This window comes from Sphingomonas elodea ATCC 31461, from assembly GCF_000226955.1.
GTDB classification, from domain to species: domain Bacteria; phylum Pseudomonadota; class Alphaproteobacteria; order Sphingomonadales; family Sphingomonadaceae; genus Sphingomonas; species Sphingomonas elodea.
The window spans coordinates 1-13,382 of record NZ_AGFU01000026.1 but is presented as its reverse complement, the minus strand read 5'-3'; the positions used below and the strand labels follow the sequence as shown (position 1 = coordinate 13,382).

Here is a 13,382-nt window from a genome sequence, read left to right as displayed (position 1 = left end):
TGCAGTCTCCGCTGGAGGGGGAGGGGCATGCGAAAACGGCGGCCCCGGATGGAGCCGCCGTCTTGGATTTCAGGTCAGTCTGCCGCCTGGAGATTGACCGCCGCCATCTTGCCGCGGCGATCCTGCTCCAGCTCATAGGTCACGCGCTGGTTCTGCTGCAGCGTGATCATGCCGGCGCGCTCCACCGCGGTGATGTGGACGAAGGCGTCGTTGCCGCCGGTATCCGGCGCGATGAAGCCATAGCCCTTGTCGGCGTTGAAGAACTTGACGGTGCCAGTGATGCTCATGAACGTTTTCCTTGCATTGTCGGCGCGCCCCGTGCGGGCGGACCTCGCGCTTCAGGGGCAGGGATGGAAGGAAAACGGAGCCGCAAAGCGCCAGAGACCAACGATTTGCGACTGTAGCCGCACCTATGTGGGCGCTTGGGCGCTTTTATGCAATGGCAATGGGCCGGATTGCGGCGGGGATGCCGAAACGGGCGACGAACCGGGGCGATCCGCCGGGCGCGGCTCAGGGCTTGTAGACGCCGCCTTCGCGATTGCCGGCCGGCACGCCTTTCTTGCCGGCGATCCAGAAGGTGGGGGCGACGTTTCCGGAAACGCTCGCGGCGCCGGCGGTGCGGATCCACGAGCGGCAGCACGGCCCGGCCGTCACGATATTGCTGTTGATCGTCAGCGCCTTGCCGGCGCCCGCGACGTTGATCGCATGCCACAGCAGGTTGGTGAAGACGTTGCCGACGATGCGGACATTGTCATAGCCGCCGACCCCCGCCTCGTCGCCGAAGAAGATCCCCTGATATTCCTGCCCCGGCGACGCGACGAACGAGTTGCGCGTGATCTCGATGTTCTTGCAGCCGCTCCGCTTGCCCGCCGTCCAGCACTGGATGCCGTCCGGATGGACGCCCGGGGCCACCCGGAACGTCGACACCCTGTTGCTGGCGATGCGCCCCTCCCGGGTGCCCGGAATGACCATCGCGTCCGAGCTGATATAGCTGAACTCGTTGTTCTCGATCACGAAGGAGCGGGTGTCCTCGATCGACAGCGCGATGCGCACGTCATGAAAGGTGACCCCGCTGATCCGCACGCCGTTGGAATCGGTGATGCGCACCCCGTTCATGTCGTCCTGCCACTTGCCGTTGGCGGGCCCGTGGACGAAGCCGCCGATCAGCGAGAAATTGGTGGCCCCGGTGATCTCCGCCATCTTGGCCCAGGCCGAATCCTTGCCACGCGCGCGGGTGATCTCCAGGTCCTGCAGGACGACGTTGCTGACATTCTGCACGCGAAGCCCGCTGAACCGCGCGGGCGCATCGGCGGAGACGCTCTTAATGGTGAGCGGCGTCGCGAACTTGCGCCCCTTGAGGTTGAGCACGCCATAGTCGCCGCGCTGCAGCGAGATGACATCGCCCCCCCGCGCCCGCCAGAGGGCGGTATTGAGCTGCGCTTTCGTGCTGACCGTGATCGCAGACAGCATGGCGAGCGTGGCAATCACGGTGATCTCCTCCGAAAACGCGATGTTCCGGGGAGCTAAATCAAATCTCGGGAGTAGCAATGCTCCCCGCCGACATTTGTGCTGCGCTGCGGCAGAGCGGTTGCTGCACAAGACGAGTGCGGCGCCTGTGCCCGCCGGCCGCTGCCCCGACCGTTTCGATGACAAGTGTAGTCGTTTCGGATCCGACGCTTGGTCCGCGCAGGCCCCGGTTGGCGGCGCGTCGCCGATTCGCGCACCGAAGCGCCCGCCGCCTGCCGCGCGCCGGGGCGGTGCCGCGATATGCTGCAGGGCGGCATGAACCGGCGGCGGTGCGCGGGGCGGGCACTGGCCGGGCCGCAGGGCCGGGCGGCTGCCTCAGCGCGGGCGGTGGGTGGTGCCGATGCCGGGGGTGATGAAGATCGCGGTGCAGCTGGTGCCGGGGGCGACATCGGCGGTGTGCCAGCTGCCCGGCGGGTTGATCGCATAGTCGCCCGGGGCGAGCGTCACGCTCCCGGTGCTGCCGTCGGCATGTTCTTGGTGGAGCGTGCAGGCGCCCTGGGTGCAGATCACGAGTTCCGCGCCGTGCGGGTGCATCTCCCACGAATCCCAGCTTTCCGAAAAGGCGAACTGCGAGACCAGCCGGCCCTCCTGCCCGTCCGCTTCATGGCGGGCGGTATAGGCCTCGAACCAGTCGGGGCCGGTGAAGTCGGGCTCGACGGTGGCGCTGGCGGCGCGGCCGAGATGGGCGGGGTTGGTGGGGAGGTGGGGCATGGCGGCGTCAGTCCTGCGGCTTTTTGTGCCGGTCGAGGATCGCCTGCACGTGCGCCATGACGACCTCGTGCGGGATGCCGGGTCGGGGGTCGGCGAGCGCCCTCTCGATCTTGGCGCGGAACCATGCGTCATAGGCTTCCGGCGAGGGGATTGGCCCCGGCGGCGCGGTGGCGGAGTCCGGGAAGTCGGAGTCGTCCTCGGGCATGGCCGGAGGATATCGCGAATGTCGAAGTGGCAGAAGAAGATTCGTCAGCAGGCATGCCAGTGATTTGAAGCTCAGCTGAAGAGTTTCAGTGATCTCCGTCAAATATCGTAATTTTGGGTTCGGGTGGCTTGGGTTTCACTATCGGCTCTCGGTCGTAGATCTTGTGTATAATATAATACATTCCGCGACCAGTAGTTATAGCTAGATGGGTGGTTAGCAATAAATAAAGTGCTTCTACGGAATATTTCGCCCATAATCGTAGATTTATTACGTAACCAAATGACTGAAATTCAAACTTGATTAGCGCCTTCGACAGGGAATTTGCTGAACCCGATAAGATTGCCGAGAACAAGGCAATGAGCAGGCTCAAGAATGCCAGGTAGCCGAAAATGCTACATGTATATTCTCGTCTCGTCATGGCGTTCTTATTATTAAAGCATACCTTCGATCTAAAGGCTGGGCCAACTTTTATAGGCTTATCGAGGGGTGATTGGTCGATTGAAAAGGTCGCTACTGCTAGAAGTCCGGCAATGTAAAAACCGGTCAAAGAGCCGGTGAGCGATCCAATCTTATCCACAAGACCATTCTGACCAAAAAAATTGGCGTCCCTTAACAAGCAAAATGTGCTCATTATCGGCGTGAAAAGCGCAAGGGTGGGCAGGGCGTCGCTGAGCAACGCCAGCCTCCCTGAGGAGTTACGGATATTCAAATATCCAAAAGAGAAAAGGACAAATGGCATTATATCGCTTGGATGGCCTTCTCGACAAATTCATCAACCACCGCGTTGCTGCATACTTCAAGCTCAGTGTCTAAATTAATCTCGGATGATCTTATAAAGAGAACTTCTTTCGCCTCCTCTCCTCGTGCGATTGGAACGCGTCGCATGCGATCGTCATCTAGTTCAATGTCAATTTGGAAATCGTCCCATCCTGCGTCGCGCGCCCGGCGTGCTAAACCTCCGATCATTCCCATCCACGTGTCTGGGTCGATCCTACCCTTCACCTTTATCTTCATCTTTTCGTCAACCGGCTCAAACACGTCTTCAGCGTCAATGAAAGCGGCTTCTGCCGGTCGGCTTAATATTATATAGCCGAAGTTTCCTGTCTTAAGCGCGTTCGTGACGCTTTCCGATTTAACGCCTTGGGGCTTCAGTATTATATGAGTTGAATCTTCTCTCTTTCTTTTGTCTTCGTAGAGGTAATTGTAATCTCGCAATGGCTTTGCCAATACCGGCTTGACGAGACTCATGCTCATGCCCGGGATTTCTTCTAGTATTGCGTTGTATACGTTCTCTTTTATTGGATCTGGCAAAATTATCAGGTGCGCTGATACTGAGGGTTCTTCTCCCTCTTCTCGCTTAACTTTGCGCAACTTAACGCCTTCTCGAGCCTTTCGGCGATACATAGGGTCTGCGGCATTAGGACTTGCGCGATGGAGTAGGGCAACGACAGCGCCAGTTTTCTTATGGATGTCGATAGACATCAATTCGATGATGTCACCATTTGGGCGAACATCTAGCGCTTTATTTGAATCCGCGGCATTTTTAAGAGCATCGAAGATGCTGAACTGACCTTCCGGTGCGATCAGTGGTAGCGGTGGCGCACTCGGCTTACGTGGCGTGAATGCAAACTGATAGTGGCGGACGAACCGGTGGTGCTTCTCTAAAAACATCGTTCTCTCCAGTTGTCGGCAGAGAGCATGTTCGTCCCGCAACTTGCAACGAATATTTCCTCACTCCGCCGCCACCTTCGCTGCCTTCGCCTTCCGCGGCTTGAGCAACGGCGCCAGATACCGCCCGGTATAGCTGCCCGCCACCTTCGCCACCTGCTCCGGCGTGCCTTCGGCGACGATCTCGCCGCCCTTCACGCCGCCTTCGGGGCCCAGGTCGAGGATCCAGTCGGCGGTCTTGATGACGTCGAGATTGTGCTCGATCACCACCACCGTGTTGCCCTGTTCCACCAGCGCGTGGAGCACTTCCAATAGCTTGCGCACATCCTCGAAGTGCAGGCCCGTCGTGGGTTCATCCAAAATATACAGCGTCTGCCCGGTGGCGCGGCGCGCCAGTTCCTTGGCGAGCTTCACCCGCTGCGCCTCGCCGCCCGACAGCGTCGTCGCCTGCTGACCGACCTTCACATAGCCGAGGCCCACTTCGGCGAGCATCGCCATGCGGTCGCGGATCGGCGGCACGGCCTTGAAGAACTCGACCGCGTCTTCCACCGTCATGTCGAGCACGTCGGCGATCGACTTGCCCTTGAACTTCACCTCCAGCGTCTCGCGATTGTAGCGCGCGCCGTGGCACACGTCGCAGGTGACATAGACGTCGGGGAGGAAGTGCATCTCAATCTTGAGCACGCCGTCGCCCTGGCACGCTTCGCACCGGCCGCCCTTGACGTTGAAGCTGAAGCGGCCGGGCTTGTAGCCGCGCGCCTGCGCCTCGGGGAGGCCGGCGAACCAGTCGCGGATGTTGGTGAAGGCGCCGGTATAGGTCGCCGGGTTCGAGCGCGGGGTGCGGCCGATCGGCGACTGGTCGATGTCGATCACCTTGTCGCAATGTTCGAGCCCGGTGATCCTGTCATGCTTGCCGGCGAGCACGCGCGCGCCGTTGAGCTGGCGCGCGGCCGCAGCGTAGAGCGTGTCGAGCGTGAAGCTCGACTTGCCCGAGCCGGAGACGCCGGTGATGCAGGTGAAGGTGCCGAGGGGCAGGCTGGCCGTCACGCCCTTGAGGTTGTTGGCAGTGGCGTTGTGCACCGTGATCTTCTTGCCGTTCCCCTTGCGGCGCTTAGGGGGCAGTGGCACCTCGCGGGTGCCGTTGAGATAGTCGGCGGTGACGCTGCCCTCGGTCGCCAGCACCTCGGCCAGCGTGCCCTTGGCGACGACCTCGCCGCCATGGACGCCGGCGCCCGGCCCCATGTCGATCACATAATCGGCGGTGCGGATCGCATCCTCGTCATGCTCGACGACGAGCACGGTGTTGCCGAGGTCGCGGAGGCGCTTCAGGGTGGCGAGCAGCATGTCGTTGTCGCGCTGGTGCAGGCCGATGCTCGGCTCGTCGAGCACGTAGAGCACGCCCGACAGGCCGCTGCCGATCTGGCTGGCGAGGCGGATGCGCTGGCTCTCGCCGCCGGACAAGGTGCCCGAGGTGCGATCGAGGTTGAGATAGTCGAGCCCGACATTGTTGAGGAAGCCGAGCCGCTCGTCGATTTCCTTGAGGATCGCGCGGGCGATCTCGCGCTGCTGGGGCGTGAAGGTCTCGGGCAGCGTCTGGAAGAAGCCGAGCGCGTCGACCACCGAGAGATGCGTGGCATAGGAAATGTCCTTGCCCGCCACCTTCACCGCCAGCGCCTCGGGCTTGAGGCGGGCGCCGCCGCACACCTCGCAGGGGTGGCTCGCCTGGTACTTGCCCAGCTCCTCGCGCATCCAGGCGCTTTCGGTCTGCAGCATGCGGCGGTTGAGGTTGCCGATCACGCCCTCGAACGGCTTCTTGACGTCGTAGCTCTTGCGGCCGTCGACGAAGGTGAGCGTGACGGCCTTGCCGCCGGTGCCGTGAAGGATGATCAGCTTCACCTCGCCGGGCAGGTCCTTCCACGGCGTATCGAGGCTGAAGCCGAACTCGCGGGCGAGGCTGCCCAGCACCTGCATGTAATAGGGCGAGGGCGGGTTGGACTTGGCCCAGGGCACCACCGCGCCCTTCTTGATGCTGAGATCGTGGTTGGGGACGACGAGATCCTCGTCGAACTCGAGCTTCTCGCCGAGGCCGTCGCACGCCGGGCAGGCGCCCTGGGGGGCGTTGAAGCTGAACAGCCGCGGCTCGATCTCGGGAATGGTGAAGCCGGAGACCGGGCAGGCGAACTTCTCGGAGAAGACGATGCGGTTGTCGGGGAGGCCGGTGTTCTTCATCCCCTTCTGCTTCTTAGGCCCCTCCCCTTCAGGGGAGGGGTTGGGGTGGGGGCTATCCTGTCCTTCTGCTGCGAACGTCTGGGGCGCCTCGCGCACCGCCGCGCCCGTACCCTGCAGCGCCTCGACCGTGGTATCCACCAGGTCGACATAGGCCAGCCCCTCGGCCAGCTTGAGCGCCGTCTCGAAGCTCTCCGCCAGGCGCGTGCCGATATCGTCGCGCACCACCAGGCGGTCGACCACCACTTCGATGTCGTGCTTGAACTTCTTGTCGAGCGCCGGGGCTTCCTCGATCAGATACATCTCGCCGTCGATGCGGACGCGGCTGAAGCCGGCCTTCTGCCACTCGGCGAGTTCCTTGCGATACTCGCCCTTGCGGCCGCGCACCACGGGGGCGAGCAGCAGCAGCCGCGTCCCCTCGGGCAGCGCCAGCACGCGGTCGACCATCTGGCTCACCGTCTGCGCGGCGATCGGCAGGCCGGTGGCGGGGGAGTAGGGCACGCCCACGCGGGCCCAGAGCAGGCGCATGTAATCGTAGATCTCGGTGACCGTCGCCACCGTCGAGCGCGGGTTGCGGCTGGTGGTCTTCTGCTCGATCGAGATGGCGGGGCTCAGGCCCTCGATATGCTCGACATTGGGCTTCTGCATCAGTTCGAGGAACTGGCGCGCATAGGCCGAGAGCGACTCGACATAGCGGCGCTGCCCCTCGGCATAGATGGTGTCGAAGGCGAGGCTCGACTTGCCCGAGCCGGACAGCCCGGTGATCACCGTCAGCGTGTCGCGGGGAATGTCGATGTCGACGCCCTTGAGATTATGCTCGCGCGCGCCGCGGACGGAGATCGTGGTGAGTGCCATAGGGGAGGGTTCTATCTTTGTTCTGAATGGTTTTCCAGATCGGAGATAGGGAGCCAATGCCGCGACTGCGAGGGGTACCGGGGGGCAGTGCGGCCTGCAGTCCCCCCGGGAGATCGCTCAGGGTCGGCGCGCGATCAACACGCCGCTAACCGAAAGCTGGTCGTTGGGGGTGCCCCCGCTGGCCGGCTTGTAGTTGCCGGATAGCTGCAGCGCGGCTTCCTCGGCGTTCGGGCCAAAGAACCTTCCGAAACCATAGCCGGAGAAGGTCTGTGTCGCCCCCACCGCTTGCGTGATCGGTCCATCGAATGCGTTCAGGCCGGAGGGGAGCTGACCGGTGAAGCTGAGCTGCCCGTAGTCGAATGAAGCGCCGCCGCCGGTGGGTGTGAACACCGGCGATAAGGTGCCGCTCACGCTTCCCCCGCCGCCGGTCATGAAGCTGACCGTGAGACTGCCGGTTCCACGCATATCGTAGCCGCTACTGCCCCCGGGACGCTGCGCGTTACCGTAAAGCTGGCCGGTGAAGCTTGCGGAGCCGCTGCGTGGCAGGGCCGAAGCCACCGTGTCTAATCCATAGCCGAACCAACGGAAGGCAAAGCCATCCTGCCCCTGAACCGGCTTGGTTTGAGCGTTGTAAACACCGAAGCCCGAATAGCTCAGCACCAGCTCACCGCTGCTGCCGGTGGGTACATAGATCTTCAAGGTCGTGACGTCGTTACCGTTGGTCACGCGGTATGTCTTGATCCTTGCCGTGCTTTCGGCGGCGACCAGGGTGGCGGCAGTGAAGTTTGTGCCGTACAGCATATAGCTCCCGGCTGAACGGTCGAACCGCAGCGTATCCAGATTGCGGCTCCCGGCGTTGGCCGAGGTAACCAAGCCGGTGGCACTATCGCTATAATAGGTTAGCGGCATGGTTATCAGATCGAAACTTCGCGGCGTTACGACGCTGGCGAGCGTATCGGTGTTGACCGTGTTCTTGCGTCCCGTGATCGTGCCAACGGTACGGATCGCTCCGTCGCTGGTATTGCTGGTGGCGGCGAAGGTTGCGCCGATCTCCTCCGCGCCTGGACCATAGAAACGGCCAGCGAGCGAACCGGATTCGCCGAACGAGGACAGCGACATCGTGCCGGTGAATTGGTTGCTGGCGCTGGCAAGCGTGGCACGGCCCAGAAAATCGAAAACCACGGTTCGGCCCTGAACGAGGCCAAGGCTTCGGCCACTTCCGGATATGCTGAGGTTGCCGCCGGTAAAGTCTACGTCAAGCTGGCCGGTGCCGGCGAGACTGGCAAGTTCGGCGGGATATGCCTGCACGGCGATCAGGTCGACCGCATAGCTGGCGAGACCCGTACGCGGCACCGCTGAGATGGGGGTGCGAACGCCGTAGGTGAAGGCGTCGACGGTACCCGACAACGCCCCACCGCTCTGCACCGTGCGTTGCCAGAAGCCGGCGCCGACATATTGATAGCGATATGGGCCCGACGTGCCCGTATTGGTGAGCGTGAGCGAATCGGTCGTGTCTCCGACGGTGCGCTGCAAGATGGTGAGTTGCGCGCTGCTGTTGGCGGTGTCCTTGTCCGCAGGCCGGAAGATCTGGCTTCGGTTGCCGGACGTCACCGTATAGTTTCCGGTCACGGCGTCGAAGGCTACGGAGATTGTGGGCGAACTTGCGGTGACAGTACCGGCGCTGTTTGCTGGATAATTGGCAGCGATCGCCGAAGCGTCTGTTCCGAACGTTTCGCTGTTGCTGAGCGCAAGCAGCGACGCGTTGGGCGTGGAGCTCGGCGTGGGCGTGGGGCTCGGCGTGGGCGTTGTGCTGGGCGCGGGTGTCGGGCTAGGCGCCGGTGCCGTTCCCGTACCGGCCCCCGGTGCGGGCGTCGATCCGACGCCGCCACCACCGCCGCCGCCGCTGCAGGCAGACAGCAGGACACAGGCCGCTAGCGCGGCAATCGAGCTTGCAGAGTGTTTCACGATATTTCCCCCTCGCAACGTTTTTAGGCGAGGGGGAATGGCCCCGACAAGCGATTTGGTCCTCCTGGCGCGGCGTGATGCAAGGTCATTGCGGGGACCCGTACTTCCTGTTGGTCGGCGTGACGGCGGTCACGCGCAAAAGGGCCCGTCTGATGACAGACCCTGACCGGCGCCGAGGTCTTCCCCATTTGGCTTCCGGCGCACCAAGTCTCCCAGGATGCCGCAGCTGGGGGGATGCGGCATCTTCTCGGGTGGGCATGTTCGGGCCGGGGGGCTGGACATGCCCGCCCGTCCCGTATCGGGGATGTCTCCCGGAGACGAGGCCCGATCGCGCCCGATCGCCCCCGATGCGTGTGGGAGAGACGCCGCCCGTGTCCCCATCCGGCGTCAGCGCAAGGGCGGGAGTCGCGCCCGATCCGAACTCAGAACGTCGCCATCGCGCTCAGCGCCCGTACCGTCGCCCGCGCACCGGCACTCGGGGCCGGGGCGCCGGCGCCGCCGAAGCTGCTTGCCTGGCGGGCGAGCTTGTCGACTTCGCGGGCGAGGTTCTGCGCGGCGGCGGAGGTTTCCTCCACCATCGCGGCGTTCTGCTGGGTGGCGCGGTCCATGTCGCCGATCGTCGACGAGACTTCGGTGATCGCGCCGGCCTGGACCTGGTTGTCGCGCGCCATCTCGGTCAGCAGCGCGTTCACTGCCGCCACGTCGCCCGAGATGTTGGAGAGCGCCCCGTCGACCTTCTCGACCATCCCCACCGCGGTGACGATGTCGGCCTGGGTCGCGGTCAGCTGGTCGCGTGCGCGGCCTGCCTCTTCCTCGGCGCGCATCGCCAACGCGGAGACGAGGTCGGCCACCACCGCGAAGCCGCGGCCCGCCTCGCCGGCGCGGCCGGCCTCCACCGCCGCGTTCATCGCGAGCACGCGGGTCTGGAAGGCGATCTTGTCGAGGCCCTCGATCACGCTGTCGATGCCCTTGGCGCTGTCCGACACGCGTTCCATTGCCGAAACTGCCTGTTCGGTGATCGTGCGGCCGGTGTCGACCGTCGCCTTGGCGCCGTCGGCGCGTTCCACCGTGCGGCGGGCGCTGTCGGCGGTGGCCTTGAGGCGCTGGTCCATCTCCTGCACTGACGACGCGGTCTGGGCGAGGCTGGCGGCATTGGCTTCGGTGCGGCGGGCGAGGTCGCCCGAGGCCTGGGCGATCTCCTGCGAGCCGGTCTTGATCGCCTCCACCGTCTCGGTGATCGTGACGAGCAGGCCGGCGAGCGACTGTTCGCGCTCCTGCAGCGCCTTCATCGCGTCGGCGCGGCTGGCCTGTTCCTGCTCGAAATAGATCGAGACCGACATTTCGAGGTCGATCAGCGCGGCGGTGACGATCGCGCGCAACCGGTCGAAGCGGCTGTCGGCCTTGCGGCGGCCGAAGGGGAGGCGGGGGCCGGTGTCCATCGCGCCAATCGATTCGATCAGCGAATCGAGGATGATCGCATAGGAGCCGATATACCATTGCGGCGTCAGGCCGATCTGCGCGTGGCGGGCGCCGATCCGCTTCACGCGCGCGACATAGTCGTCGTCGAAGGCCGCCCCGGACAGGTGCGCCCAATGCTCGGACTGGAGCTGCTTGGCCCTCGCGATGTGCGTCTGGCCGGAGAACATCTTCGCCGTTTCGGGATGCGCGGCGATCTGGGTGTAGAGACGGTCCAGCGCGGGCGCCATGGCCTGCTGGATGGTGTCCCGCGCCTCGCTGAGCAACGCGCGCTTTTCAGTGGTGTAACCGACGAATTCGAGGCGGGTGGCGAGTTCGGGGTGCAACGGCGGGACTCCTGTGAACCGGCGCGATCAGCGTCACCCCGATTTATAGAACGGCAGCCCGTAGCCGCAGGACTTCGCGTGTGACGAAACATTGCCAACCTCCCCTGTATCTTGGTGCATTCCGGGGGAGCCCGGAGGCGGTTTCAGAAGGCCCGGGTGAGGCCGATCGTCGCCGCCTTTCGGGTGAAATCATAGATGCCGACGGTGGAGCGGTTGCGCTCCCAATCCAGCCGCACGATCGGCGCGAAGCCGCGGATCTGGATGCGGCGGAAGGTGGCGCCGACACCGAGGCTGACGTTCCAGTCCTTGCGCCGTTCCGCGAACAGGAACAGGCGGGCATCGCCCTCCAGCCGACGCAAGCCGGCGGTGGCATAGACGGTGGTCCGGCCGAACTCGCGCCAGCCGAGCAGGGTCGCGCCGCCGGCGGCGGTGGCATAGCCGGGATCGTTCGCCGTCTGGCGGGTGGCGGACAGGGTGACGCTTCCGCCGGCGCGGGGGGAGAAGGCACGTTCATAGGCGATCGCGCCGTTCAGCAGCAGCCCGTCCTGCAGGGGGTTGCCGCGATAGGTCGTGTCGGCCACGGTCGCGCTGGTGGTGAGCTGGGCCCTGGTACCGAGCGGATGCTGCCAGTCGATCGCCGCGGTGGCGGTGCGCGCATAGGGGCTGCCGCCATACCAGCGCTGGGTGCCGCCGACCGAGGGACGCAGGCGATCGCGCCCGAGGCTCCATTCCAGGCCGATCAGTGCCGAGGCGGAGGTATCGTTGAAACGGCGCTGGCGGTAGAAATCGCCCTGGCCGGATAGGCGCGGGACGATCGCGAGGTTGGTCGCCACCGGCACGCGGGCGAAGAGCTGACCGCCGATGCGCGCGCCGATGCCGGATTGCTCGCGGGCGTCGCGCGAGAGCTGGAGGGGGGCAAGCACGGTATCGAGCGTCGCCGCGTCGGTCGCGCGGTTGACGTTGCTGTCCGGTACCAGCGCGACCTCGAGGCTGGCGCCCCAGGGCTTGCGCGAGCGGAGCGCGGCGGCGAACTGGTCGACGATCTGCGCCACCTGCGGCGGCAGCCCGCCGGCCTGGGCCTGGCGCAGCTCCCGCCGCGCCGCGCTCTCGTCCCCCAGCTGGGTGAGCAGCCGGGCGAGTTCGAGCCGGACGCGCGCGGCGTCGGGTTTCTCGTCGAGCAGCGCGCGATAGGTGGTCGCCGCCTCGCGCTTGCGGCCCAGCCGTTCGAGCAGCTGGCCGAGCCGAAAGCGCGCCTCGGCGCGGACCTCGGCATCAGGGTCTTTGGCGAGCGCGCGGTACATCGTCTCGGCGTCGGCCGGGCGCCCGACACCCTCGGCGCGGGCGGCGAGAGTGAACAGCTCGACCGCCGAGACCTGGCGCTGCTCGGTCGTCTGGGCAAGGGCGGGGGCAGGCGCGAGCAGGGCCAGCGCCAGGGCGATCAGCGAGCGGTCGGTCACTGCGCCTTCTTAGCGACCGTCGCGCCGTTGAGAACCGCCTTGTCGCCGTTGGCCAGCGTGCGGACCGCATCGAAACGCGCGCCGATTTCCTGCGCCTGCGGGCCGAAGAACCAGCCTGTCAGGCTGCCCGCGCCGCCGCTGGCGGAGAGCGCGCCCGTGAAGCCGTTGCTCGACAGGCCGCTGGCCTGGAAGCCGAAGCTGCCGAAGTCGCGGGCGCCGGCGGCATTGCTGCCGGTAATGGCGAGCGAACCCGAGGCGCTGGCGCGGGCGAAGTCGACGGCGAAGCTGCTGCTGCCGCCCAGCGTGTAGCTGGCGCCGCCGGCGGTCCCGCTGCCGAATACCAGGCCCGTGTAGCTGGCGGTGCCGGTGCGCGGCATCTGATCGGCGGTGGTGCGCTGGCCGAAGGGCAGATACCAGCGCAGCGGATCGCTGCCCGCCGCGGCGTTGCTCGCCAGATAGCTCAGCTCGGCAAAGCTCGCATAGCTGAGCGCCAGCGGGCCCTTGCCGGCGTCATAGATCCGCGCCTGCACGGTGCCGGTGGCGAGCGCCCTGCGATAGACGTCGAAGCCGACATCGCTGGTGATCGCCTCGCGGTCGGCAGCGGTGAGCAGGACCAGCGTTTCCGACAGACCGGGCAAGCCGACAATGCCATAGCCGCTGGCGGCATCGCCCGAGAAATCGGGGATCGCGGGCGTGCTGCCGGCGGCGCTGCTGCCGGCGGCCCTGGCGCCGGTGAGCGTGACGGCGGCGGCCTCGCCCGCGGCGTCGGTCAATGCGGCGCTGGCGCCGACCTCCTCCGCACCGGGGCCGTAGAAATGGCCGGTCAGCGCGCCGTTATAGCCGGCGAACAGCGCAAGGTTGAGGTTGCCCGCGAAGCTGTTCGCGCTGCTCGACAGCGTCGCCGAGCCGGTAAAACTGCCATTGGCGGGGGGGGGGGGGGGGGGGGTGGGGGGGGGGGGGGGGGGG

General features: G+C 65.3%; 11 protein-coding genes. All 11 read right to left on the bottom strand.

The window, feature by feature from the left end; translation table 11 throughout:
• Positions 1 to 74: 74 nt before the first annotated feature.
• Entirely contained in the window at positions 75 to 287 is a 213-nt protein-coding gene (locus KK7_RS0108990) for a cold-shock protein (protein WP_010544313.1), read from the bottom strand.
• Between the two features lie 223 nt (positions 288 to 510).
• The gene (locus KK7_RS0108985) at positions 511 to 1,470 is read right to left on the bottom strand and encodes a right-handed parallel beta-helix repeat-containing protein (protein WP_040598196.1); all 960 of its coding nucleotides are present in this window, start codon (positions 1,468 to 1,470) and stop codon (positions 511 to 513) included.
• Between the two features lie 372 nt (positions 1,471 to 1,842).
• Positions 1,843 to 2,238 carry a cupin domain-containing protein gene (locus KK7_RS0108980; protein ID WP_010544311.1) on the bottom strand — a complete coding sequence of 132 codons (396 nt, stop codon included), beginning with the start codon at positions 2,236 to 2,238 and terminating at the stop codon, positions 1,843 to 1,845.
• A 7-nt stretch (positions 2,239 to 2,245) separates the two neighbouring features.
• Entirely contained in the window at positions 2,246 to 2,443 is a 198-nt protein-coding gene (gene relB / locus KK7_RS0108975; protein ID WP_010544310.1) for a type II toxin-antitoxin system RelB family antitoxin, read from the bottom strand.
• An 85-nt stretch (positions 2,444 to 2,528) separates the two neighbouring features.
• The gene (locus tag KK7_RS22540; RefSeq protein WP_138983940.1) at positions 2,529 to 3,182 is read right to left on the bottom strand and encodes a hypothetical protein; all 654 of its coding nucleotides are present in this window, start codon (positions 3,180 to 3,182) and stop codon (positions 2,529 to 2,531) included.
• Entirely contained in the window at positions 3,182 to 4,114 is a 933-nt protein-coding gene (locus KK7_RS22535; protein ID WP_138983939.1) for a hypothetical protein, read from the bottom strand. Before KK7_RS22535 ends, KK7_RS22540 begins: the two co-directional genes overlap by 1 nt.
• Positions 4,115 to 4,174: 60 nt before the next feature.
• Complete coding sequence (gene uvrA, locus KK7_RS0108965) at positions 4,175 to 7,192, bottom strand: excinuclease ABC subunit UvrA (protein WP_010544308.1); 3,018 nt, start codon at positions 7,190 to 7,192, stop codon at positions 4,175 to 4,177.
• Positions 7,193 to 7,309: 117 nt separating this feature from the next.
• Positions 7,310 to 9,157, bottom strand: coding sequence for a HupA family protein (locus tag KK7_RS23160; protein ID WP_193378008.1), 1,848 nt, complete (start codon positions 9,155 to 9,157; stop codon positions 7,310 to 7,312).
• 422 nt (positions 9,158 to 9,579) lie between these two features.
• Positions 9,580 to 10,959 (bottom strand): globin-coupled sensor protein, encoded by a 1,380-nt coding sequence (locus KK7_RS0108955; RefSeq protein WP_010544306.1) that lies wholly within the window; start codon positions 10,957 to 10,959, stop codon positions 9,580 to 9,582.
• A gap of 143 nt (positions 10,960 to 11,102) precedes the next feature.
• Entirely contained in the window at positions 11,103 to 12,416 is a 1,314-nt protein-coding gene (locus KK7_RS0108950) for a surface lipoprotein assembly modifier (RefSeq protein WP_010544305.1), read from the bottom strand.
• Positions 12,413 to 13,382: transferrin-binding protein-like solute binding protein (locus tag KK7_RS0108945; protein ID WP_010544304.1), on the bottom strand; the 970-nt coding region annotated here is incomplete at its 5' end. The genes KK7_RS0108950 and KK7_RS0108945, both read right to left, overlap by 4 nt.

Coding starts and splice junctions, on each gene's coding strand:
- KK7_RS0108990 (WP_010544313.1), bottom strand. CDS start 287: ATGAGCATCACTGGCACCGTCAAGTTCTTCAACGCCGACAAGGGCTAT.
- KK7_RS0108985 (WP_040598196.1), bottom strand. CDS start 1,470: ATGCTGTCTGCGATCACGGTCAGCACGAAAGCGCAGCTCAATACCGCC.
- KK7_RS0108980 (WP_010544311.1), bottom strand. CDS start 2,238: ATGCCCCACCTCCCCACCAACCCCGCCCATCTCGGCCGCGCCGCCAGC.
- relB (WP_010544310.1), bottom strand. CDS start 2,443: ATGCCCGAGGACGACTCCGACTTCCCGGACTCCGCCACCGCGCCGCCG.
- KK7_RS22540 (WP_138983940.1), bottom strand. CDS start 3,182: ATGCCATTTGTCCTTTTCTCTTTTGGATATTTGAATATCCGTAACTCC.
- KK7_RS22535 (WP_138983939.1), bottom strand. CDS start 4,114: ATGTTTTTAGAGAAGCACCACCGGTTCGTCCGCCACTATCAGTTTGCA.
- uvrA (WP_010544308.1), bottom strand. CDS start 7,192: ATGGCACTCACCACGATCTCCGTCCGCGGCGCGCGCGAGCATAATCTC.